Raw genomic sequence first — 24590 nt, 5'->3', positions numbered from 1 at the left:
CCAAAAAGGAACAAAAAAAATTAAAAACTATAGCGATTAAGGGACTAACCGTTGCAAAAAGTGACACTTTGCAACGGTTAGTCCCTTTTTACCTATTAATAGTTACTTTCTATCATACAATATCAGCAGACGTTATTCAAAGGTTTGATTTTGATTACCAATATTTATAATGATTGGGAGTTACTTGTCTATCATTCTATTATCTAGTAATTTTTTCTTAATTAACAGTATTTACAATTAGAGCTATTATTTCCATCCAACTTTTGATACAATATTTTTGTTAAGTTTTACATATTTCGATAATATCCTCCCTTTTAAGAATATAGTATAATATAATCAATAATACCTATTAAAATTAAATTATTAATGATTTAAAATAACTATAATTGAAATTATATAGATTATACTAATCTATTTTTATTGTATAAAGAGAGGGAGTAAATTGTGGCCATTATTAATACGGGAGAATTTATAGAAACAGTAAATATTAGAGGCTTACAACTTTCACTAATAGCTGCTGGCGATGGAACAGAAATTATATATCATAAGATGATGCCTGGATCTAGTTGGGCAATGACTCCTGAAGAGGGGTGGGATGGCTTTGAATACTTTTATATCCTTAAAGGAAAAATGCATTACCACACCGATGATGAAGTTATCGAATTAAATGCTGGACAATCTTTTTTTGAAAATCCTATAAAAAAATATAGTATATTCCATTCAGATGAAATTACTGAATTTATTTACGTAACAAGTCAACCAGTATTCCATTATTATAGTAAATGTTCAAAAGATTTAATGGATCTTGCAATTGCTATTGAAGAAAAAGATGGCTATACAGTTGATCATTGTGAAAGAATTAAAAAATATTCTCTGTTAGTAGGAGAAGCTTTAAATTTAAATAGAAAGCAAATAACTCGATTAAACCTCGCTTCATTTTTTCATGATCTAGGAAAAGTTAAAGTTCCGCTTGAAATTCTATTAAAACCAAGTAAATTAACAGAATCAGAGTTTGAAGTTATGAAAAAACATACTACATTCGGTAGGGACTTATTGGAAGAAACAAAAATACCTGTTTTATGTGAAGTTGGATTAATAGTTGAACAACATCACGAGAGATACGATGGGAAAGGATATCCAAAAGCCCTTAAAGAAGATGAAATATCTATAGAAGCTGCAATTATCTCAGTAGTTGATTCATTCGATGCTATGACAACAGATAGAGTCTATAAAAAAGGAAAATCAAAAGAAGAAGCATTTGAAGATATTCTAAATAACCGGGGTACTATGTATCACCCCTTAGTGGTCGATACTTTTATAGCACTAAAAGAAGAAATATTAAATTATGAAAAGGGAGAGAACTTATGAAAAAATTAGTATGGAGTTTATTAGCAGTAGTATTAATAGTGTCATTTCAAGTAAAGCCAGCAGAAGCTGCTTACTTACCAGAGTATGACAAATACATTGAGGTATCTTATGATCAAGCAAGACAAATTGCAGATAGTCTTGGTCTTAAAAATGTGCCATTAGGTGAACAAACTGCAAATCTGTCTTTTGATGTTCAAGAAAAATTAATTGCAAAAATTGAAAAGATTATAGGTAAAGAAATTGATCATTACTATATTTGGTTAACAGTTGACGGTGAAAAAGTGCTTGGAATTGATCCCCCACTTCCACAAATGTAAGTACGTCAGAGTAACTAAAAAAAGTGCATGACTAAGTAATATTCTTGGGCATGCACTTTTTTTATGTCATTATTTTAATCTTTTAAAGAATTCTCTATGCCATATTAATAATTAGCTTTATCCAGCCAAAAAACGAAATCCACAAAGGTATACTAATAATTACTCCCCATTTTAGCCCATTAAAAAAATTTGCTTGTTCTTCCATCATTATCCACTCCTCATTAGTAAGTAGATGATCTATACATTCATTATATCAGAAAACGCTTTCATTATTACTAAATTAATGATAAATTATATGTCTATATGGATTAATTTGTATACTCTTATAAAAGTATTCACTTTTTTTGGCGACTTTAAACATTCAATTTCCATTATTCAATATAGAACTCTACATTATCAAGATAATCATGGGCTAAAAAAGAAAAAACCCGAAATCTCTTTCGGGTCAAATATATTTTAAGAGGGGAAACTCTTAACCTATTTATAGAATATCGAATAATTATGAACAAATAATGAACAAAAGATTAAAAAAGAAAAAAATCTATTATTTAGTAACTGCTACATCTTTATAAGTAAAAGAATGAAAGTCAAATAATCCTTTGTCTGTAAGCTTTAAGGTAGGAATTACAGTTAATGATAGAAAAGATAAGGTTAGAAAAGGATTAAACGTATCATTTCCTTGCAGAATTTTTACTTTTTGATTTAATGACTTTAGCTGTTCATACAGGGTTAAATAATCTTGATCTGAAATCAACCCAGCAATCGGTAACGGGAGCGTGGCAACTACTAATCCTTCAGATACTACCACTATTCCCCCATTTATATTTTGCAACTCATTAATTGCCAACAATATGTCTTCATCACTTGTTCCAACTGCTACGATATTATGGGAATCATGAGAAATAGTTGTGGCGATTGCACCATTTTTAAATCCAAATCCTTTTACTATTGCTTTTCCCACATTTCCAGTTTCGCGATGTCGCTCAGCAACAACTAGTTTCAGTTGATCTTTCTTCAAAGAAGATTTAAAATTCCCATTCTCCACTTCTACTTTTTCAATTACTTCATTTGTAACAATACTATTCGGAATAATTTCGATAATATGACATAAATCAGATGCTAAGGGAAGTTTTAAATCATCTAAGGTTACTTTTGCACAATTTATCGGCGGTAAATTAGTAGCCAAATAGGAATGTTCAATTAGCTTCTCTTCTAGTAGTTTCCCATCTTCTACCACACATTCACCCTTTTTAAATACACTGTGAATGGTTAATTCTTCAAGATTATCGACAAGCAGAAAATCAGCTTGATAGCCTGGAGATACTGCTCCAATTGATTCTAAACGAAAACATTCAGCCGCATTAATTGTCACCATTTGAATGGCAATAATAGGGTCTAGCCCTTGCTCTATCGCTATGCGCACACTATGATCTACACTACCTTCTTCTATTAAATCATCTACTAATTTATCGTCTGTTACCAATAAACATCTTCGTGAATTTCTCGTTGTTACAGCAGGCAATAAAGCTTTCAAATCTTTGGCAACAGTACCCTCTCTTATCATTAGATACATTCCTAAATCTAAACGATCTTTTGCTTCTTGTAACGTTGTCGCTTCATGATCATTCCTGATTTCTGCAGCACTATAAACATTTAATTTTTCTCTTTCAATACCTGCCGCGTGACCATCGATTAAGCGATTATTTTTTTTGGTCAGCACCAACTTATCAATCATATTCAAGTTCGTCTCATATACAGATGGAAAATCCATTACTTCTGCCAATCCCAATACTCTTTCGTGGGAATAAAAAGCCTCTAAATCTTTTGCATATAAGGTTGCACCATTGGAATCTTCTGGAACAGCAGGTACACAAGATGGCAGCATCACACGAATATCCAATGGAAGATTTTCGGATTTATCTAACATATACTGAATGCCATCTGCACCTGCAACATTTGCAATTTCATGTGGATCCGTTATTACTGTGGTTACACCATGCAACAATAGTATTTTCGCAAATTCCTGAGGTGTGAGCATACTACTTTCAATATGTACATGACCATCAATAAGACCAGGAATTAAATACTTTCCTTTCGCATCAACCATACTTTTGCCTTTATAACTACCAATTCCAGCGATTGTATCATCCGCGATCGCAACGTCTCCTGTCATTATTTCACCAGTAAAAACATTGACAATTTTTGCATTGGTAATTACTAAATCAGCAAGTTCTTTTTTCGCAGAAACTCTAATTCTTTTTTCCAATTTATCTCTCAAGAACAAATCCCTCCTCGTTAATTCCGAATATTCACATTTTACAAAGTGCTACAACAAACCTACTTAAGGAAGGCTACTTTCGTATAAATTGTTTCTTGTAAACAGATCATTCTGCAATAAAATCAACACCAACTATACTAATATTTAATTCATCGTGCATAGGAATGGTATAATGAATGGTTATTTACGAAAGCTAGAGAAAGATAACTCTAATTTTAAATATATTTTTATCATTTTATTATATGTTGATTTATTTTTCAACGCACATACTACTGCAACTTTACTTCCCATTAGTATTGTTTTTACATATTATTTAAACATATTATCGAAATAAGTGATATTATAATTACGTATCGTAATGATGATTCCCCTCTGTCGTTTCAATTGTAAAGAAAGGAGAAATAATTATATGTATAAAGATTTAATTCTAGCGATGCTACGTTCAGGTATTTTTGGATTTGGTGGAGGCCCTTCCGTAATCCCATTATTTCGTCACGAAGCGGTGACTAAGTATAAGTGGATGGATAATGAGGAGTTTGGGGATGTGTTAGCCATTGCGAACACTCTTCCTGGACCAATTGCAACGAAAATTGCCGCCTATTTAGGCTATCGTCAAAAAGGGACCGTTGGAGCAATTGTTAGCGTCTTCGCTCACATCTTGCCGACTTGTTTAGCTATGGTATTCTTATTTTCATTTATATCTATTCTTAGTCATTCGCCAATAATAACAAGTATGGTCTCGGCAGTTGTACCTGTAATTTCGGTAATGCTTGGCTTAATGGCATATGAATTTGGAGAAAAAGCAGTGAAAGGACTAGGAATCTATGTTGGTATCGGCTTAACAATTGTCTGTCTCCTCTTATTACAAACATTTTCGATACACCCTGGTATTGTCGTACTCATTTTTCTAACCTATGGAGCCTTCCATTTTAAATTAAAACAGAAATTCTTACATAAAAAAGAAAGAGGAATGTAAATATGATTTTTGTGAGTATTTTTCTCAGTTTCCTAGTAGCTAATTTATTAGGATATGGTGGTGGCCCAGCTTCTATCCCCTTAATGTATGAAGAAATAGTTAATCGATACAATTGGCTATCTAACACCGAATTCTCCAATATGTTGGCTTTTGCTAATGCGTTACCAGGACCAGTTGCTACAAAGATCGCTGCCTATGTAGGCTATGGAGTAGGTGGATGGGGAGGATTTGCTGTTGCGTTAATAGCAACGATTCTACCTTCTGCTATAGGGCTTATCTTTTTATTAAAACTAATGAGGAAACATAAGGACTCAATGATTGTAAAAGGGATGACCCTGCTTGTACAACCAGTTATTACTGCTTTAATGCTTGTATTGACGTTTGAGATGTTTCAAGATTCCTACCATTCCATCGGGATCATTCAATCTGCAGCGATTGCATTAATCGCTTTTTTATTGTTACAAAAATGGAAAGTACACCCAGCAATAGTTATTGTTCTTGCCTTTCTTTATGGAGGGCTTGTTGTTCCTCACTTGAGCTAAACTTAGATTTGGAAAGTAGATGAATCTTTTGTTGGAGGATTTTTTTATGGATAAAAATTTTTATGTGCCTAATATCAAGCTAGATAAAATAGATAGACAGATATTGTCGCTACTACACGAGAACAGCCGCATTTCTTATACTGATATCGGCAAAGAAATCGGTATTTCACGAGTAGCTGTTCAAACAAGAGTGAATACGCTTTTTGAAAAAGGAATTATTGAGCAATTCACAACGGTCATTAATCCTGCTAAAGTTGGGAAAACAGTGTCAGCTTTTTTTAATGTAGATGTGGAACCATCCTATTTAGAGGAAGTTGCAAGAACACTGGCAGAGGATCCTGCTGTCACCAGCCTATATCATATGACTGGTCCAAGTAAATTACATATGCACGGCATATTTTACGATAACCAAGAGATGGAGACATTTTTAACAAATAAGCTTTATGCAACAAAAGGCGTTGCAAGTGTAGACTGCCAAATCCTTATCAAACGATATAAAAGCAGAATCGGAATGAAGCTATAAGACTCCGATAAAATAAGAATAAATGGGGCTGGGACAAAACTAAATAACATTAATCACATTATAGTTCGTGTTTATTATTAGTTGAGATGCTTATACCCCAGCCTCATTTATTTTTGGAGTAAGAAACTAATATAATTGCTTTAGCTCTTTCCAATCCTTTATTCGATTCCATTCAAGATGCTCATTATAAAGATGGTCTTTCACATAAAGCTGTGTAGAATGATCTATGAGCGTTTCCAGAACAGCTGGCTTATCGTCAAAATAATAATCTAATTTGAGATTTTGAATAATCGTTATTTTCTCATGATCTTCCATTCCGCAATAAAAGTGATGATCCACAACAGGAAAACCTATCTCCTTCATCCACTCCTTTGTTTTTGTTGCAAATTGTTTATTTCGCGCTGTAATATAATAAACTTGATGGCCATTATGAACAAGTTCATTTAAAGCTTCAACAGCTCCAGGAAAAGGCGAACAATCTGTAAAATATATTTCTTCTCGAAGTGAATCCCATAGTTGCTTTCCTTCGATAGCATTCAATCCAAATGGTTCGTGAATTTCTACCGTTTTCAATGCATGAAAGCTTGCTAATGGAATATTCTTTTTAAGCTTTTTATTATAAATATTAAAGGCATGCTGTCTTAAATTGATCAGCGTATCATCTATATCAAATCCGAACTTCATTTATTTCCTCCACATAGATTCTATGCATTCCTTATCGGATAAGCAGTTATTTTAATATCTTCTCCTATCCATTCCGTCTTTTCAAAACGTAATGGAACCGCCTCATCGACTTTTTCGATATCTTCCCCTCTAAATGGCGTATAGGAATTAGCCCCCCCTGCTATTTTAGGAGCAATATATACTAAATACTTTTGAATTAGTCCCTCGCGCATAAAGCTTGCATTTACTTCACTTCCACCTTCAAGAAGGATATCCGTTATTCCGATTTTGTATAATTGTTGTAATGCATTTTTTAAATCTAATTTTCCATTAATAGAAGAGACAGCTAGCAAATCAACTCCCTTTCCTTTCAATGCCATTGCTTTCTCTGAATCAATATTTGCAGCCGTAACAATGATCGTTTGTGCCTCTTTACAATCTGTTATATTAGCATTTAAGGGTGTTCGTAAATTCGTGTCCAAGATAATTCGAATCGGGTTCTTTGAAGGTCCATCTAATCGGGTTGTCAATTTTGGATTATCTGCTAATACTGTCCCAACACCAATTAATATACCATCTACTTTGTTTCTTAAAAGATGCACTTCTTTTCTTGCTGTTTCTCCAGTAATCCATTGACTATGTCCAGTATGTGTGGCAATTTTACCATCCAAGGTCATGGCAACTTTTGAAATAACAAAGGGCATTTCGTGTATCATATTATGAATAAAACGCTCATTTAATTGCTGTGCCTCTTTTTTTAAAATCCCAACTTCCACTTCAATTCCTGCTTCTCTTATGATGCTAATACCTCGACCAGCAACTTGAGGATTAGGATCTTCTGTTGCAACAACCACTCTCTTTACCCCTGAATTTTTAACCAGCAATGCACATGGAGGTGTTTTTCCATAATGCGAGCAAGGCTCCAAGGTTACATATAGTGTTGCATCCATTGCATGGTCTCCTGCCATATTAAAAGCGTGAACCTCAGCATGTGGTTCCCCAGCTTTACGATGAAGACCTGTGCCGACAATTACCCCATCCTTTACAATCACAGCACCTACTACTGGATTGGGATTTGTCTTACCTAATGCAGATTCTGCAAGCTCCAATGCTAACTTCATATACTCTTGATCATGCTTCATACCTATGCTCCTTAAATGGTAACTGTATTTTTCAAAGGAATATGACCAGATTTATTTACTTTCGTCTTTAAATAATTCTCATTAAAGGGTGAAACATCCCCCCATAACGGAACATTTTCCTCTGCTGTAAGCCCAAGTTTCTTTAGAGCCTCTAATTTTTTGGGGTTATTTGTAATTAACTTCACTGGTTTTTGTCGAAGAGCTTGAAGTACTTTTATCGGTGCTTCATAACTTCTCATATCATCTGGAAAATCAAGTGCAAGATTTGCCTCAACGGTATCTAACCCATTTTCTTGTAAAATATAAGCGAGAGATTTTGTAAATAAACCAATCCCCCTGCCTTCATGATTTGCCAAATAGAAAAGGGCACCATTCCCATTCTCCACTATCATGCGCATTGATTCTTTTAATTGATATCCACAATCACATCTCTTACTTCCAAAAATATCACCAGTATGACAAATACTATGCATACGTATTAAAGCATTTTCATCATTAGCGAAGTCACCATATACTAAAACAGATGATTGCTGATATTCAGCTAAGCTTAAATTCGGTAATGAACGTAAGACTTCTTCTTTCGTTTGGTTTTTATTGATTGGTAACCATGTATACCATTGAAAAACTTCTACTTGGTCGCCCAGTTGTACTGGCAGTTTTACTGGTCCAACTAAACTTAAATTCTGCTCTTCATTAAATGCGATTATTTCCATTTTATTTTGAAGAAGATCGATAATATTTTGATCCATCCGAAAATCTCCTTTATTGTCTGTTGTATTCTTTATTTTGTATTAGCAATATAAATATATCATGTAGAATTTTCTTCCACTAATCATCCGTATTGGACGTGAAAATCAGTAAGCCTCATGATACTTACTATATGTAAGTAAGTTTATAATCATAAGGATAGAGCGTCAAGTAAATAGCATATAAATAATTAATTTAACCAATTGGATTACTCGACGTTTCCACTCGTCAGCCTAGTGATAACTATTATCATATAGCAAATCCTTCATTCGTACAATGTAAAAAGCTCCTTTATATTCATACAAGCATGACTTAGAAAATCCTATTCATTTGCTTTCTTTTGTTATATACTATATAATTTGACTACTTAGTCATGAATTCGGGACAATTTGACCAACTAGTCATTTAATTATTTCCTATAAGCGTAGGAGGAAAATACGTGAAAGAAAAAGAAAAAATAATTATTGATTCAGCAATAAAATTTTTTGCACAAAAGGGATTTTCTTCAACATCTGTACAAGAAATTGCAAGTGATTGTGGGATATCAAAAGGCGCCTTTTATTTATATTTTAAATCAAAGGAATCTCTTCTTTATAAAATTTTGCAATATTATTATGATGAACTAATTAATATTTTTGAAGAAATCAGCCTAAAATCAATCCCTGCTAGAGAAAAATACATGGATCAGCTTACTTTTATGTTTAGCCACGCCTTAAAGCATAAAGAATTTATCATCATGCAGTCAAAAGAACAGGCAATCCCATTAAATAGCTCTATTAAAGATTTATTATTACGCATGCAATCAGAAATGCAAAATTATCATCTCAAAGGTCTCCATGCTATTTATGGTGAAGAGAAGAAAAAATACCTTCTAGACCTTCTAATAATTCAGGAAGGCCTTGTCCATTCTTTTTTAAAAATTGTAATTCTAGAATCAAGCAATGTTTCAACAAAAGATATTTCCAATTATCTTTTGAAAAGATTAGATTCTATTATATCGGATATGGATGCAAATAACGAGCCACCACTAATATCTAATGATTTTATAAAATATATTATAAAGAAACCTAAGATAAACTTTCTAGAAGATAGCCACCAGCAAATTATCAATGCTGTTAACTCGATTCTAAGTAAAGTCGAGCACCTTTCAACTAAACAAGAGATCGAAGTAACAATGGAAGTGTTAATGACAGAAATTGATGCCGATAAGCCAAGGATTCCTATTATCAAAGGAATGCTGTCTAACTTGAATAATTATGAAATTCTGAGAGAAGAACAACAAACAATTGCTAATTTTTATCATATAGCACTTTAAGAATACTGGATAAAAAAGCTTTCATATGATTATGAAAGCTTTTTTATTGGTCAATAATGCAAAGGATAACAACTTTAAGAGGTGTCTACTTTGCCTAATTCCATGCTCTCAAGATTTTTAAGATTGCCGTTGAGTATACGTGTATTAACGATTTCTTTAACTATTATTATCCTATTTGGGTTCTTTATCACCTGGATTGAGCCAGAAACATTTCCCACTTTATTTGAAGGAATTTGGTGGGCAATTATAACAACCTCCACAGTTGGCTATGGTGACTATGCTCCTATAACGATTCTTGGAAGATTAACGGGCATTGCATTAATATTAACAGGCGTAGGGTTCCTTTCTACCTATTTAGTGACATTGGCTACTGCAGCTGTAGCTAAACAAAATGCCTATTTAGAAGGAAAATCAACCTATAGAGGACAAAATCATTTGATTATCATTGGTTGGAATGAGCGGTCAAAGCTAATGATTCATTCCATTATTAAAGATCGAGAAAATATTCCTGTTACATTAATCGACGAGTCCTTAGCTACTAATCCAGTACCTGAAAAAATACATTTTGTAAAAGGAAATTCTAATTTAGATTATGTTTTACTAAAGGCTAATATACTGACTGCTCATAAGGTTATAATAACTGCAGACCAAAACAAAGAAGAACTGCAAGCAGATATGCATTCGATTTTAACCTTACTCGCGATAAAAGGGCTGAATGCAAATTTACCATGTATTGTTGAAATACTTACTACAGAACAAGTACAGAATGCTAAAAGAGCTGGAGCAGATGAAATTATTGAAACAAATAGTCTAACAAGTTTCGTTATGCATAATAGCTTAAATTCACAAGACACGATGATTGCATTTCTAGAGCTTTTAAATCAACTAAAAGATAAAAAACTTCAATTTATTCCTCTAAAAAATATTAATGAAGAATTAGTGGATTATTTGACATTAAATCATTATTTATTAGCAAATGGGAAGTTATTGTTAGGAGTGAAAAGAGGGGGAACTAGTTATCTAAATCCCAACTCTTCCTTTGTATTGGAAGAAAAGGATGAATTAATTATTATTACTTAGTGCCAGAGATGTCAGTTTTCCAATGCATACTGCTTTGCCAACAAAAAGCAGTATGCATCAGAATATGAAAAAATTGAATGTATTCTATAACTCACTGCATGAAGAAACTAGGGCTTTGCTTTCATTAGCTCGTAGCATTCCTTCCATACAATATTTTAAGATTCTAGAAATGATTTACAAGCATCTACACACTCCATACAAATTTGCGCACAATATTGGCAATGACGATGATCATGTTTTTTGCATTCAGTAGCACAATCCTCACAAACAGATAGACAAATTTCTGCGAACTCTTTGGCATACGGTGACTTTCTAATAATAGCTTGTTCAAGATAACTGCAGAACTGGATACATTCTCTATTTAAATGAATACAATCAACCATTGCCGACACATTATCTTCAGCTAAACATTCATTTAAGCAATGATTACATACAATCATACATTCCTGTAATGATTTAATAACTACCTGTTCTTTTTCAACTAGCATTTCTAATTCCTCCTTCTATTAACCATTTCTATTTATTTAACCTTATAAGAATTCTTTAAACATATGGGACCACAAATAGAAGGTAATGGAATAAAAAAAGCTATCGATAACTTAGAATTTCTGAGTTATCGATAGCTCTTTTAATATGACTTATAAACGACTTTCTAGTTCAGCCTTTTTCTCTTCAAATCCTGGTTTACCAAGTAAAGCAAACATATTAACTTTGTATGCTTCAACTCCTGGTTGATCAAATGGGTTCACACCTAATAAATAACCACTAATCGCACAAGCTTTTTCAAAGAAGTATACTAGATATCCAAACGTATACTCATTCATTTCCGGAATGCTAACAATTAGGTTTGGTACTCCTCCATCTGTATGTGCTAGAAGTGTTCCTTCAAACGCTTTATTGTTAACAAAGTCAATAGTTTGACCAGCAAGATAATTTAATCCATCTAAATCATTTTCTTCTGCTTCAATAACAAGCTCATGACGAGGCTTGTCCACTTTTACAATTGTTTCAAAAATATCACGACGACCTTCTTGAACATATTGTCCTAATGAATGTAGGTCAGTTGAGAAGTTTGCAGAAGAAGGATAAATACCTTTTTGGTCTTTTCCTTCACTTTCGCCAAACAATTGCTTCCACCATTCGGAGAAATATTGTAATCCTGGTTCGTAGTTAATCAACATTTCAATTGTTTTTCCTTTGTTATAAAGAACATTACGAACTGCTGCGTATTGATAGGCAATGTTGTTTTTCAATTCTGATGTACCGAAATCAGTTCTAGCTGCTGCTGCACCTTCCATCATTGCTGTAATATCAGCGCCACTAACAGCGATTGGTAATAAACCAACTGGTGTTAAAACAGAATAACGTCCACCAACATCATCAGGAATAATAAATGATTCATATCCTTCTTCTGTAGCAAGCGTTTTTAATGCACCTCTTGCTTTATCAGTAGTAGCATAAATTCTTGTTCTTGCTTCTTCTACTCCATATTTTTGTTCTAATAATTTACGGAAAATACGGAATGCAATAGCTGGTTCTGTAGTTGTTCCAGATTTAGAAATAACATTAATAGAGAAATCTTTATCCCCAAGGAAATCAATGACATCACTCATATATGTAGAGCTAATATCTTTTCCAATAAAGATAATTTGTGGTGTGTTTCTTTTTTCTTTTGATAAAGAATTATAGAAACTGTGATTTAGCATTTCAATCGCAGCGCGAGCTCCAAGGTAAGAACCGCCGATACCAATTACAAGCAAAACTTCTGAGTCACTTTTAATTTTTTCTGCCGCTTTTTGAATGCGAGCAAATTCTTCTTTATCATAATCAACAGGAAGATCTATCCATCCAAGAAAATCGCTTCCTTGTCCAGTTTTTTCATGTAAGGAATGATGGGCAACTTTCACTGCATCTTCTAAATATGTAATTTCGTGCTCTCCAAAGAAACTTAATGCCTTTGAGTAATCAAAACGAACGTGTGTCATAAATGATCCTCCAATTATAATATTTATTTATACTCCTCTTCCACTTTATCGGAAGTAGAAAAAGGAATCAAGATAGAACTCATTATGAAAACGGATACAACTTCTTTTTTTTTCATTTTTCACCAATTTTTCATTTTTAATTCTCTATTATCCCCATAAGAAAGGGAATACGATTATTCCAGCGAAAAAACATACAAACAATTAGCATAAATTGTTTGTATGTTTTTTCATTTATTCTTTTATAAAGATGCTTTATAAATCGCTAAAACATCTTTGTCGTTCAACACTTTAAAATTACCAAATCCACCATTTACCATTGCTTTTTGGACCATTAAATCAAGCTTACTATCATCAATATCGTAATCAGCCAAACGAGAAGGTGCCCCTAAGTCATTCCAAAAAGCACGAAGCTTCTCAATTCCCTCAAGTCCAGCTTCTTCCGCTGTTTTCCCTTCAGGATCCACCCCAAACACTCTAACAGCTAATTGTTTAAAGCGTTCCGGTTTTACAGATAAGTTATGTTTCATCCAATTAGGAAATAGGATTGCAAGGCCACCACCATGAGGTATATCATATACGGCAGAAACAGCATGCTCAATGTTATGTGAAGCCCAGTCTCCACGGTACCCCATATTAAGCATTCCATTAAGAGCCATCGTTCCACAATATAAAATTGCAGCTCGATATTCATAATTGTCTAAGTCATTAACAAGCTTCGGACCAAACTCTATGACCGTTTTCAATACAGATTCGCACATATAATCTTGAAGTTCTGTATGCTCTTCTAGGTGGAAATAATGTTCAAAAACATGTGACATCATATCCACGATTCCATAAATCGTTTGATCTTTAGGAACTGTATAAGTATTTTCCGGATCTAGAATAGAAAACACAGGGAATGTAAATGGACTTCCCCAGCCAACTTTTTCTTGCGTTTCCCAATTTGTAATAACAGAGCCTGCATTCATTTCTGACCCAGTTGCAGCTAGTGTTAGAACTGTTCCAAACGGTAAAGCTGCTTTTGGAGCTGCTTTTTTTGTAATAAACTCCCATGGGTTGCCATCAAATTTTGCACCTGCAGCAATGGCCTTTGTACAGTCAATAACACTTCCTCCACCGACGGCTAATATAAAATCGATTCCTTCTGTTTTACAAATATCAACTCCACGCTGTACAGTAGTTAATCGGGGATTTGGCTCTACACCAGATAATTCAAATACTTCTTTGCCATTTTCATTTAAAATAGTCATTACTTTATCGTATAGACCATTTTTCTTAATACTTCCCCCACCGTAAACGAAGAGAATCTTCTTCCCATATGAGGCTAATTGATCTTTTAATTGTTCTAATTGACCTTTACCAAAAATAAGTTTTGTCGGATTATAAAAAATAAAGTTTTCCAAATAAATGCCTCCATTCCATTTTTTAAGAATTAATAATGTAAAACCTAGTGTATGACTTATTATTAAACAAACTTCTATGAAAATCAAAAGATTAAGCTTATGCAGCCGACAAATAGTATATGTATCCTCTTGATCACTTATCCTATAGTAAGCCCCAAGTAAGGAGAAGTTTCTTTATTAGGTATCTATCACTTTATCCATCTAACTTAATAAAGCTGACCTTCCAGCCAGCTTTTAACTATATATTTTTATTTTATTGATTGTTTACATTTAATACTTGCTTAATTCGCTCTAAAGCCCAATCTAACTCTTCAATGGTAATCGTTAATGGAGGTGCAAAACGGATGACCGTTTCATGTGTTTCTTTACATAATAAACCTACTTCTTTTAGCTTTTCACAATAGGGTCTAGCTTCAACCGTTAATTCTACCCCTATAAATAATCCTCTTCCTCTAATATCTTTAATAATCGGATTGTTAATTTCAGCTAATTTTTCCAGGAAATAATTTCCTAAGTTTGCAGAACGGTCTGTTAAATTCTCTTCTACGATTACATCTAATGCAGCAATGGATACAGCGCATGCCATTGGATTGCCTCCAAATGTTGATCCGTGGGAACCTGGATTAAATACTCCTAATATGTTCTTATCTGCAACCACACATGAGATAGGAAATACACCAGCTCCCAGTGCTTTACCTAATATATACATATCTGGTTCAATCCCATACCATTCACTTGCAAATAATTTACCTGTTCTCGATAGACCTGTTTGAATTTCATCGGCAATAAAGAGGACATTGTTTTCCTTACATAATTGATATGCCGCTTCCATGAAACCTTCGGGAGGAATGATGATTCCAGCTTCTCCTTGAATTGGTTCAACAATGAATGCCGCCGTATGCTCTGTAATAGCTTCTTTCAATCGATTTATATCACCATAGGGGATTATCTTTATACCTGGTAGCATCGGTCCAAATCCCCGCTTATACTCCTCATCAGAGGAAAGGGATACAGCTCCCATTGTTCTTCCGTGAAAATTCCCCTCACACACAATTAATTCTGCTTTATCTTTTTCTACACCTTTACAATCATAAGCCCATCTTCTTGCAGCTTTAATAGCCGTTTCTACCGCTTCTGCTCCAGTATTCATCGGTAGAACCATTTCTTTGTTCGTTAGTGTACTTATTTTTTCATACCAAGGACCTAATTGATCATGGTGAAAAGCCCGTGATGTTAAAGTAACACGATCTGCCTGTCTCTTCAAGGCTTCAATTATTTTCGGATGACGATGACCTTGATTTAAAGCAGAATAAGCACTTAACATATCCATATATTTATTTCCTTCTGGATCAGTTATCCAAACACCTTCTGCTTCGGAAATCACTATTGGCAATGGATTATAATTTTTCGCTCCATATTTCTCTGACTGTTCTATTAATGAAGTAGATTTAAATTCTTGAACCATCCAATCATCCTTCCCCATTTATATATGTAAAGACCTTTACATTAACTTTAGCTGATTTTATTAAAGAAGGATAGATTTTATTAGCGCTATTTTCTAAAAATTCATTTTATGCTTTTATTATGTGTCAATAACCTGCTTAATAATAGCAAAAACGACAAAAAAAAGACTGCCCCAAAGCAGCAGCCCTCAAATGAAATCAAATGAAGCATTAGCCTTTTCAACAGTCTTTTTTTATAAAACTAATTATTTTTTAATTAAATCATTACGATTAGATTGTTCAATCCATTCTTGTAATTTATCTTTTAATGTATTGAAGCCTTGTACGTTTTCTGTTTCAGCTACAGAAGCAGCTGTTTGACGTTTAGGACGAGGTTTTTTTGCTTTAGCAGCTTCTGGTTGTGCAGGTGCTTCTTCTGTAGCGCGGATAGAAAGACCAATTTTACCAGCATTTTCATCAATGGAAAGAACTTTAACGTTCACTTCATCTCCAACTTTTAAAAACTCATTGATATCTTTTACGTAACCATGTGTTACTTCAGAGATATGAACTAAACCTTGTGTATTTTCATCCAAAGAAACAAACGCTCCGTAAGGCTGAATACCTGTAACCTTTCCTTTAATAACACTTCCAACTTCGATTTTATCTGACATGAGAACACTCCTAATTGTTTATATTAATATTTCCTTTTATACGCATTATAAGATTATATCACATATCTGACATTTATACAAAAGGATTTATTTTCACTAATATAATTCCCTTATATAATTTGTGTAATCTATTGTCTTGAATGTACGAGTAAACCCCATTAGGTCATACTATCAATGATGACTGAACTACACGTTTCATATAAAAAAAGGTGTCATAAAAGAAAATCCACAACATAATGTATGGTGAAGATTTTCTTTTAAAACACCTCTTTTTAGCTTAATGCGTATGTTTCTCTACAAAACGATTCATTCTTTTCATTGCTTCCTGCAATTGTTGTAACGAGGAAGCATATGAACACCGAACATGCCCTTCTCCACTTTCTCCGAAAACACTACCTGGTACAACCGCTACCTTCTCTTCTATCAATAGCTTTTCAGCAAATGTTTCAGATGTCATCTTTGTTGCGGTTATATCAGGAAACGCATAAAAAGCTCCTCCAGGCAAATGGCAATTTAGCCCCATGTCATTTAAAGATTGCACAATAAAATTCCTTCTGCGTCGATAACTTTTCTTCATTTCTTCGACATCATTTTGACCACTTCTTAATGCTTCAAGTCCAGCATATTGTGCCATTGTCGGCGCGCACATTAAACTGTACTGATGGATTTTCAGCATCGCTTGGATTAATTCCTCTGGTCCACACACAAACCCTAATCTCCAACCAGTCATTGCAAACCCCTTCGAAAAACCAGATAGAAGAATGGTACGCTCCCACGCGCTATTTATTGCTGCTGTACTTGTATATTCTTCATCATAGCAAAGCTCTGCATATATTTCATCAGAAAGAATAAGCAAATCATGTTTTTCTGCAACTTCCACGATGTTTACTAACTCAGCTTTTGAAAGGGTTGTTCCTGTAGGATTATTCGGCGAACAAATCATTATTGCTTTTGTACGGTCGGTTATTACCTCTTCTAACTGATGTGGCTTGATTTTGAAATCATTCTCTTTTAAGCTTTGAACAGGAATTGGCACTCCCCCAGCTAGGGTTACTAATGGTGCATAAGAAACAAAGCACGGTTCTACAACAATAACTTCTTCTCCCTGGTTAAGTATAGCCCGTAAAGCGATGTCTATTGCCTGACTAGCACCAACAGTAACGATTATTTCAGAAGTCGGTTCATAGGAAACCAAAAATCTTTTTTTCATATAATGACTAATTTCCTCGCGAAGCTCTAATAGCCCTGGATTGGCAGTATAAGAGGTATATCCTTGTTCCAGTGATAAAATTGCTGCCTCTCTTGTTGACCAAGAAGTAACAAAGTCTGGTTCTCCTACACCGAGAGAAACAACTCCTTCCATACTGGATGCTAGATCAAAAAATCTGCGTATTCCAGATGGCTTCATTTCCTCTACTTTCTGTGCAATATAGCTTTTTGTTTGCTTCATTATGGTGACACCACAATTCTTTTATCATCATCTGAAGGTTCAAATATTGTTCCATCATGCTTATATTGTTTCAAAATAAAGTGAGTAGTGGTCGAAATTACAGAATCAAGAGTTGATAGCTTTTCGGAAACAAATCTTGCCACTTCATTCATGGATTTCCCTTCAATAATTACCGATAAATCATATGCCCCAGACATTAAATAGAGAGACTTAACTTCCTTGAATCGATAAATTCTTTGTGCAACATCATCAAAGCCAACACCTCTTTTAGGAGTAACCTTGACGTCAATCATGGCGGTAACCCCTTCATGACCTTCCACTTTTGACCAATCAACAATGGACGTATAGCGCACAACTATACTTTCTGTCTCTAATTTAGTAATCATTTCTTTTGTTTTTTCTAACTCTACACCTATCATTTTTGCTATATCTTCGTCCGATACCCTTGCATCTTTTTCCAGAATTTCAGCAATCTCAATTTCTTTTTCTGTTAATTTCATGTTCATCCTCCTGCTCGCCTTGAAATATTCTCATTATATCAAATTATCCCTAAACTTTTCGTACATTTTTAATTTTGGGCTTTCGTTTTTAGTTAATCTCCATTGCTTCTAAAAGAGGTAGCGTAAAGAACATTTTCCATTGGATTAATGATAGGAATCCACCCGAAGGCGAAGTTTAAACTTTGCCAACAGAATGAATTCAGACCAGATAAAGATTGTTTAAACACATCTTCCTGTCCTTATAGTGAACAGATGCCGCTACGTTTTATGGTCATAAGTTTTTTCGAGATTGTGAAGCACTTCTCCAAAGGAATCGTTTCTTCAAAAGAAAATTCATAAATTGCTTGGATAGCATTTGCTAACTCTTCTTCCTTATCTAAATCGTGGATTGCTTGTAGAATATCAGCAATTTCGGTATCATAATTCCCTTCCCCTATTGAAAAGGGATCCCATTCATTTAACAGACGCACAAATTCTAAATTCATTTCTTGACTATTCATTCTGTCACCCTTTGTTCCATTTTGCTAAAAACCATTCTATCATATATCTACTTAAAGAACATAGTTCAAAAAGTGGGATCCAATCAAGCTTTTAGTGTGTTGCAAATTGTAAATTTATATTGACAATTCAGTATTTTAGTTTTATTATTCATTTAGTGAAAATTTCATATTTACTTATCAAGAGAGATTGAGGGAACAGGCCCGATGACATCCAGCAACCTCCTTTCCTAAAGGAAGGTGCTAACTCCTGCAGAATTACTTATTCTGAAAGATAAGATCGGCTATATGCATACGATACTTCTTTCAAATGAAAGAAGTTTTTTTATGTTATAGGAGGTTTTAACATTCTAGTATAGTCGAAAAATGTTCATGTAAAGGGGGATTTGAAGTTTCTAATGATACAAATTAACGATTTGGTGAAGGTATATAACACAAAGAAAGAACAAGTTATAGGTGTAGACCATGTTTCCTTATCCATACAAAAAGGAGAAATCTTTGGAATCGTAGGCTATAGCGGTGCTGGAAAAAGCTCGCTTCTTCGTTGTCTTAATCTATTGGAAAAGCCTACTAGTGGCGAAATCATTATCGATAATATATCTTTAACAAAATTGAATCAAAGACAATTAAGAGCTGCTCGATTAAAAATAGGAATGATCTTCCAACACTTCTATCTTGTTAGTAGTAAAACCGTATATGAAAATATCGCTTTCGCTCTTAAAGCGGCAAATTTACCATCAAAAAAAATCCATACCCGGGTTTTAGAGCTACTCGATATGGTAGGATTAACCGATAAAAAAGACGTCTTTCCTGCCCAATTAAGTGGTGGGCAAAAACAAAGGGTAGGGATTGCAAGGGCACTTGCCAATAACCCAACCGTTCTCCTTTGTGATGAGGCAACTTCTGCTCTGGATCCAAGTACAACGAAATCAATTCTAGCATTGTTAAAAAAAATTAATAAGGAACTTGGCTTAACCATCGTTTTAATCACCCATGAAATGGAAGTTGTAAAAGATATTTGTGATCGCATGGCTGTTATGGAAGCTGGAAAGGTAATTGAAGAAGGGCCTGTATACGATATGTTCGCTAACCCAAGACAAGAACTTACAAAAAGTTTTGTAAATAGCATTCTTCAATTTGAATTACCAAGCCATCTATTAGAAGAACGAACAGGAAAAATTATTAAGGTTACCTTCCAAGGAGTTATTGCAGAAGAAGGAATTATATCGGATGCTTTCCAACAATATTCAGTTAAAGGAAATATTCTTCATGGAAAGATTGAATACATTCAAAACAACCCACTTGGAATTTTTATTATGGAATTAACAGGTGCTGATGATGAAATTACAAAAGCGATTGCGTATATTAAAGGTCGTACTAAAAACGTGGAGGTGATCCACCATGCCTCTTAGTATTGATTGGCATTATATTATAGAATTACTTCCTGATTTAAATTCTGCTTTTTTTGAAACATTATATATGGTTGGTATTTCTATTGTTGTGGCTATTATTGTGGGTTTACCGATAGGAATTCTTCTATTTGTTACAGATAAAGGATTATTTCTAGAAAATCCCATTATTAAAAATATTGTAGGGTTTGTTGTAAATATGGTCCGCTCCATTCCATTTATCATCCTATTAATTGCACTATTACCTTTAGCAAAATGGATTACAAACACAACCATTGGACCTACTGCTGCTTCGGTTTCTTTATCCGTTGCTGCCATTCCTTTTTTTGCAAGAATAGTGGAACAAGCTTTTCGAGAGATTGATAAAGGGGTAATTGAAGCTTCTGTAGCTATTGGGGCATCGCCCTGGATGATTATTTGGCAAGTATTGATACCTGAAGCAAGACCAGGAATCATTCAAGGTATTACCATTACGATTATAAATTTAATTGCTTATTCAGCCATGGCAGGAATTGTCGGCGGCGGCGGAGTTGGTGACCTTGCCATTCAGTATGGCTATTATCGTTATGATAATACTGTAATGATTACAACTGTTGTTGTTCTCATCTGCTTAGTCCAAATCATCCAATTTTTCGGAGATAAACTGTCAAAAGCACTGGATAAGCGTTAAACATATATACCTTAGGAGGAAAAGACAATGAAAAAATTACTTTTAGGAATTCTATTACTATTATCATTTAGTGTACTAAGTGCATGTGGAGAAGAGAAAGACAATGCCGACAGTGGTGATAAAAAAGAGATTAATATAGGTGCAACATCTGGTCCTTATGCAGATATGGTGGAAAAAGCAATAAAACCAATTCTAGAAGATAAAGGGTATAAAGTAGAAGTTACAGAATTCACAGACTATGTACAGCCTAATAATGCGTTAGCAGAAGGAAGCATTGATGCAAATCTGTTTCAACATAAAATTTACATGGAATCTTTTGCCGAACAAAATAACATAGAGATATCTGAGTTAATTTCTGTGCCAACTGCTCCAATGGGCATTTATTCGAATAAATTTGACAGTTTGGAAGACATTACAGATGGTGCAACAATTGCTATTCCAAATGATCCTACCAACGCAGCTCGTGCTTTCTTAATTTTAAAAGATGCTGGTCTAATTGAAATTGATGAAGATGCAGACCCATTAACTGTGTCTGATAAAGATGTGACAAATAATGTTAAAAATCTGAAATTCGAAACGATTGAAGCAGCACAGCTACCTCGCGCTGTTGACAGTGTAGACTTATCAGCTGTTCCTGGTAACTTCGCACTAGCAGCTAAAATGGATTTATTGAATGCACTACAACTAGAAAATATGCTGGATCAATATCGTAACCGTGTAGTTGTTAATACAAAAGATTTAGATGCTACATTTGCTAAAGATATTAAAGCAGCTGTTGAATCACCTGAATTCGAAAAAGTTATTGATGAAGAATTTGAAGGCTTCGGAAAGCCTGAATGGATGAAATAAATAAATAAATAAATAAATAAAGATCAAGCGGGCTACACTGGATATTTTCCATTATATCGTAGCTCGCTTGATTTTTTTGTTCTTTCCAAACAGATTTTAAGAAACGAACCATGCATATCTATACAGACAGTTGAACACACACAAATATTACTCATATTCTCCTAAGTTTGTGGCTGCGTTTTGTTGCCGTTTAAGTGGTGATGTAATTTTCAGACTATTAAAATAAAGTCACATTTTCACCTTATTTCTTTCACAAATTGGACACACCTCCCCTCTCTATAACTACAGTGTATGTGTTAATATAATGTTGTATTGTGAATCCATTCACATAAACCAAGACAATATAGGGGGAACCAATCATGAAAATTACACCAAAAGTTTTACTTGCTTCTATTTTAGCAGGAGCACTTTTAACAGCTTGTGGGAATACAGAGTCAGAACCAAAAGAAGAAAAGGCTGAAGAGTCAGCTGATGTAGTTACAACTGCATCTATCGTAAATGAAGCCGATGCATTAACAAGTGCATTAAGTGAAAATGGAACTTGGATTGTTGCAACACTTCAAGATTTAACAGTAGACAGTGACATTGTTGTAGCAGGAGAATTCCACGATAAAGGGGATGCTGCTAAAGACATTTACCGTAAACTTGCCCTTTATACACAAGATGACGATCATAACATCATTGATTCTTTCACATTAACTGCTCCTAAAATGACAGTGCAAAGTGAAAACTTCAAAATTCAAGGTGGTACATTTGCAGGAGATGTTTATGTAGAAGCTAATGGTTTCACTGTTGATGCTACTGCAAAAGTAGATGGTAATGTTTATTACAAGAGTGATGAATTCAAAGCATCTGCTGTAATTGATGGAGAAGTAACCGGTGCTCAAGAAGTACAATAATATGCTTTTTAGGTATCCTAGCTGACTATTCAGCTAGGATTTTTTTATCCTTCCTATCTAACCGCTATGAAAGAAAAAGCGCTTTACAAAGGCTTCCAATAATCCCCTCTCATTATTTCCAAAAAATTACCTATAATAAATTATATAAATAGATTGACAATTTTCTAATTTAAGAATATCTTTTATATAAAAGTTGCGTTGATGAAACTTTTTAAACCAAAGTAAAATCAGGTGAAAAAATGCGAAAATATCAATCAATAGAAAATATTCATTCTAAATCTGCCAAAAGTATATTAGGCGAAGATGTTAAAGGCTTAAAAAGAATACTCCCGTTTTTAGGTCCAGCTTTTATTGCTGCGATTGCCTATATTGATCCTGGAAATTTTGCAACAAATATTGCTGCAGGCTCGAAATATGGGTATCTATTATTATGGGTTATTCTTTTCTCCAACATCATGGCATTAATTATTCAATCATTGTCAGCAAAATTGGGGATTGCTACAGGAAAAAACTTAGCTGAAGTCGCAAGAGAAGAGTTTCCAAAACCAGTTTCTATCGGATTATGGATACAGGGCGAACTTGTCATTATGGCAACTGATTTAGCAGAGTTTATCGGTGCAGCACTCGGTATATATCTTCTTTTTGGTATCCCTTTATTAGAAGCAAGTCTTATTGCTGCAGTCGGCTCTTTTGCTATTCTTGAATTACAACGACGGGGGTATCGTTCCTTAGAAGCAGGCATTACCGCCATGCTATTCATTGTGGTCCTTTCTTTTATCGTTCAAATGTTCTTCGCAAAGCCAGATGTTTCATCTTTATTCCACGGGTTATTTACCCCTCAATTCGATGGGATAGATAGCGTTATTTTAGCAGCAGGGATACTAGGTGCAACCGTGATGCCACATGCTATTTATTTACATTCTGCATTAACACAGAAAAGGATTGTTGGTGAAACAGATAGAGAGAAAAAACAAATTTTTCGTTTTGAATTCATCGATATTCTTATTGCCATGTTGATTGCAGGGTTTATTAATGGGGCAATGCTCATCGTCTCCAGTGCATTGTTCCATAAAAATGGATTATTTGTGGAAGATTTAGATATAGCCTTTCATTATTTTGGAGAATTAGTTAGTCCTATTTCAGCCACTTTATTTGGTTTAGGATTATTAATCGCAGGACTATCTAGCTCATCTGTTGGTACAATGTCCGGAGATGTCATTATGCAGGGATTCATCCATTTTCGTATTCCGCTTTATGTAAGAAGGGTCATTACGATGGTCCCACCTATTGCCATCATTGCACTTGGCATTAATCCAACTACTGCACTTGTTGCAAGCCAAGTAATCTTATCTTTCGGAATCGGCTTTGCTCTTATTCCGTTAATAATGTTTACTAGTACAAAACGCATTATGGGAAGTCTAGTAAACACAAAATGGATTACGGTAATATCGTGGATAATGGCTATTTTAATTGTTTCATTAAATATCTTTATTCTTATACAAACATTTCAATAGGTAAGGATAAACTCAAACTTCCATCAGTGAGTTGTCTACATTTCCCTGCTGTTGGTTAGTTGAACCATCCTTACTTTACGGACGTAAGACTAACACTATCTCGAGTTCTTCTAAGTCGAGAGGGGCTAGTCTTACTGAAGTTTAAGATTGGGATAAAAAGCTTATTCCAAGTAAAAAGACGAAGCTGTGACATAAGCATTTCAACTAATAAAAAACACGAACTTTCATGTAGTTAATATACATAAAAGTTCGTGTTTGTTGGTTTGGAATAAAGTTTAAAAAATGAAGTGGAATGGAGCGGAAGACACTCGACTCCTGCGGGAAATAGAGGAAAGGCTGAGACCCCG

24 protein-coding genes and 1 riboswitch are annotated in these 24590 nt (G+C 34.2%); of the genes, 12 read left to right on the top strand and 12 right to left on the bottom strand.

The window, feature by feature from the left end:
- Positions 1-444: 444 nt before the first annotated feature.
- Positions 445-1368 (top strand): HD domain-containing phosphohydrolase, encoded by a 924-nt coding sequence (locus ADJ83_RS16405; RefSeq protein WP_031536963.1) that lies wholly within the window; start codon positions 445-447, stop codon positions 1366-1368.
- Complete coding sequence (locus tag ADJ83_RS16400; protein WP_031536962.1) at positions 1365-1685, top strand: hypothetical protein; 321 nt, start codon at positions 1365-1367, stop codon at positions 1683-1685. Before ADJ83_RS16405 ends, ADJ83_RS16400 begins: the two co-directional genes overlap by 4 nt.
- Before the next feature lie 544 nt (positions 1686-2229).
- On the opposite strand, the gene ade is transcribed toward ADJ83_RS16400, so the two are convergent.
- Entirely contained in the window at positions 2230-3963 is a 1734-nt protein-coding gene (ade, locus tag ADJ83_RS16395; protein WP_031536961.1) for an adenine deaminase, read from the bottom strand.
- 409 nt (positions 3964-4372) lie between these two features.
- On the opposite strand from ade, the gene ADJ83_RS16390 reads away from it, so the two are divergent.
- The 3 genes from ADJ83_RS16390 to ADJ83_RS16380 are packed head-to-tail and all read left to right on the top strand — an operon-like array spanning position 4373 to position 6004.
- The gene (locus ADJ83_RS16390) at positions 4373-4939 is read left to right on the top strand and encodes a chromate transporter (RefSeq protein WP_031536960.1); all 567 of its coding nucleotides are present in this window, start codon (positions 4373-4375) and stop codon (positions 4937-4939) included.
- Between the two features lie 2 nt (positions 4940-4941).
- The gene (locus tag ADJ83_RS16385) at positions 4942-5481 is read left to right on the top strand and encodes a chromate transporter (protein ID WP_031536959.1); all 540 of its coding nucleotides are present in this window, start codon (positions 4942-4944) and stop codon (positions 5479-5481) included.
- Positions 5482-5527: 46 nt separating this feature from the next.
- Positions 5528-6004 carry an Lrp/AsnC family transcriptional regulator gene (locus ADJ83_RS16380; RefSeq protein ID WP_031536958.1) on the top strand — a complete coding sequence of 159 codons (477 nt, stop codon included), beginning with the start codon at positions 5528-5530 and terminating at the stop codon, positions 6002-6004.
- A 126-nt stretch (positions 6005-6130) separates the two neighbouring features.
- On the opposite strand, the gene ADJ83_RS16375 is transcribed toward ADJ83_RS16380, so the two are convergent.
- Genes ADJ83_RS16375 through ADJ83_RS16365 form a run of 3 tightly spaced genes read right to left on the bottom strand, consistent with a single transcriptional unit; the run spans position 6131 to position 8558 of the window.
- The gene (locus ADJ83_RS16375) at positions 6131-6688 is read right to left on the bottom strand and encodes a 5' nucleotidase, NT5C type (protein WP_031536957.1); all 558 of its coding nucleotides are present in this window, start codon (positions 6686-6688) and stop codon (positions 6131-6133) included.
- A 20-nt stretch (positions 6689-6708) separates the two neighbouring features.
- Positions 6709-7809, bottom strand: coding sequence for a bifunctional diaminohydroxyphosphoribosylaminopyrimidine deaminase/5-amino-6-(5-phosphoribosylamino)uracil reductase RibD (gene ribD, locus ADJ83_RS16370; protein ID WP_031536956.1), 1101 nt, complete (start codon positions 7807-7809; stop codon positions 6709-6711).
- Between the two features lie 11 nt (positions 7810-7820).
- Positions 7821-8558, bottom strand: coding sequence for a GTP cyclohydrolase II (locus ADJ83_RS16365; protein WP_031536955.1), 738 nt, complete (start codon positions 8556-8558; stop codon positions 7821-7823).
- Between the two features lie 437 nt (positions 8559-8995).
- On the opposite strand from ADJ83_RS16365, the gene ADJ83_RS16360 reads away from it, so the two are divergent.
- Together ADJ83_RS16360 and ADJ83_RS16355 are read left to right on the top strand one after the other, a co-directional pair.
- Complete coding sequence (locus ADJ83_RS16360) at positions 8996-9871, top strand: TetR/AcrR family transcriptional regulator (RefSeq protein WP_031536954.1); 876 nt, start codon at positions 8996-8998, stop codon at positions 9869-9871.
- An 81-nt stretch (positions 9872-9952) separates the two neighbouring features.
- The gene (locus ADJ83_RS16355) at positions 9953-10951 is read left to right on the top strand and encodes a potassium channel family protein (protein ID WP_331280225.1); all 999 of its coding nucleotides are present in this window, start codon (positions 9953-9955) and stop codon (positions 10949-10951) included.
- Between the two features lie 155 nt (positions 10952-11106).
- On the opposite strand, the gene ADJ83_RS16350 is transcribed toward ADJ83_RS16355, so the two are convergent.
- The 8 genes from ADJ83_RS16350 to ADJ83_RS16315 all read right to left on the bottom strand — a co-directional run bounded on the left by ADJ83_RS16350 (position 11107) and on the right by ADJ83_RS16315 (position 18905).
- Positions 11107-11439, bottom strand: a complete 333-nt coding sequence (locus ADJ83_RS16350; protein ID WP_031536952.1) for a four-helix bundle copper-binding protein — start codon at positions 11437-11439, stop codon at positions 11107-11109.
- 150 nt (positions 11440-11589) lie between these two features.
- Positions 11590-12936, bottom strand: a complete 1347-nt coding sequence (locus tag ADJ83_RS16345; protein WP_031536951.1) for a glucose-6-phosphate isomerase — start codon at positions 12934-12936, stop codon at positions 11590-11592.
- 239 nt (positions 12937-13175) lie between these two features.
- Positions 13176-14339: an iron-containing alcohol dehydrogenase gene (locus tag ADJ83_RS16340; protein ID WP_031536950.1), complete on the bottom strand. Its 1164-nt coding sequence runs from the start codon at positions 14337-14339 to the stop codon at positions 13176-13178.
- A 253-nt stretch (positions 14340-14592) separates the two neighbouring features.
- A complete protein-coding gene (locus tag ADJ83_RS16335) occupies positions 14593-15804 on the bottom strand; it encodes an ornithine--oxo-acid transaminase (RefSeq protein ID WP_031536949.1) in 1212 nt (403 codons plus the stop codon).
- A gap of 243 nt (positions 15805-16047) precedes the next feature.
- Positions 16048-16455 carry a S1 domain-containing post-transcriptional regulator GSP13 gene (gene yugI, locus ADJ83_RS16330; RefSeq protein WP_031536948.1) on the bottom strand — a complete coding sequence of 136 codons (408 nt, stop codon included), beginning with the start codon at positions 16453-16455 and terminating at the stop codon, positions 16048-16050.
- A gap of 277 nt (positions 16456-16732) precedes the next feature.
- Positions 16733-17905 (bottom strand): aminotransferase, encoded by a 1173-nt coding sequence (locus ADJ83_RS16325; RefSeq protein WP_031536947.1) that lies wholly within the window; start codon positions 17903-17905, stop codon positions 16733-16735.
- The gene (locus tag ADJ83_RS16320) at positions 17905-18405 is read right to left on the bottom strand and encodes an Lrp/AsnC family transcriptional regulator (RefSeq protein ID WP_031536946.1); all 501 of its coding nucleotides are present in this window, start codon (positions 18403-18405) and stop codon (positions 17905-17907) included. The genes ADJ83_RS16325 and ADJ83_RS16320 overlap by 1 nt, the downstream gene beginning before the upstream one ends.
- Positions 18406-18644: 239 nt before the next feature.
- On the bottom strand, positions 18645-18905 hold the full coding sequence (locus ADJ83_RS16315) for a DUF1871 family protein (RefSeq protein ID WP_031536945.1): 261 nt from the start codon (positions 18903-18905) through the stop codon (positions 18645-18647).
- Positions 18906-19076: 171 nt separating this feature from the next.
- Positions 19077-19183, top strand: a riboswitch (SAM riboswitch).
- Between the two features lie 117 nt (positions 19184-19300).
- On the opposite strand from ADJ83_RS16315, the gene ADJ83_RS16310 reads away from it, so the two are divergent.
- The 5 genes from ADJ83_RS16310 to ADJ83_RS16290 all read left to right on the top strand — a co-directional run bounded on the left by ADJ83_RS16310 (position 19301) and on the right by ADJ83_RS16290 (position 24243).
- The gene (locus tag ADJ83_RS16310; protein WP_031536944.1) at positions 19301-20314 is read left to right on the top strand and encodes a methionine ABC transporter ATP-binding protein; all 1014 of its coding nucleotides are present in this window, start codon (positions 19301-19303) and stop codon (positions 20312-20314) included.
- A complete protein-coding gene (locus tag ADJ83_RS16305; RefSeq protein WP_031536943.1) occupies positions 20304-20981 on the top strand; it encodes a methionine ABC transporter permease in 678 nt (225 codons plus the stop codon). Before ADJ83_RS16310 ends, ADJ83_RS16305 begins: the two co-directional genes overlap by 11 nt.
- 27 nt (positions 20982-21008) lie before the next feature.
- Positions 21009-21830: a MetQ/NlpA family ABC transporter substrate-binding protein gene (locus ADJ83_RS16300; protein ID WP_031536942.1), complete on the top strand. Its 822-nt coding sequence runs from the start codon at positions 21009-21011 to the stop codon at positions 21828-21830.
- A gap of 359 nt (positions 21831-22189) precedes the next feature.
- A complete protein-coding gene (locus tag ADJ83_RS16295) occupies positions 22190-22729 on the top strand; it encodes a polymer-forming cytoskeletal protein (protein ID WP_031536941.1) in 540 nt (179 codons plus the stop codon).
- Positions 22730-22968: 239 nt separating this feature from the next.
- Entirely contained in the window at positions 22969-24243 is a 1275-nt protein-coding gene (locus ADJ83_RS16290) for an Nramp family divalent metal transporter (protein WP_031536940.1), read from the top strand.
- Positions 24244-24590: the final 347 nt, after the last annotated feature.

The sequence above is a fragment of the Bacillus sp. 522_BSPC genome (genome assembly GCF_001076885.1).
Taxonomy (GTDB): domain Bacteria; phylum Bacillota; class Bacilli; order Bacillales; family Cytobacillaceae; genus Niallia; species Niallia hominis.
This window is presented reverse-complemented; position numbering and strand designations above follow the sequence as displayed.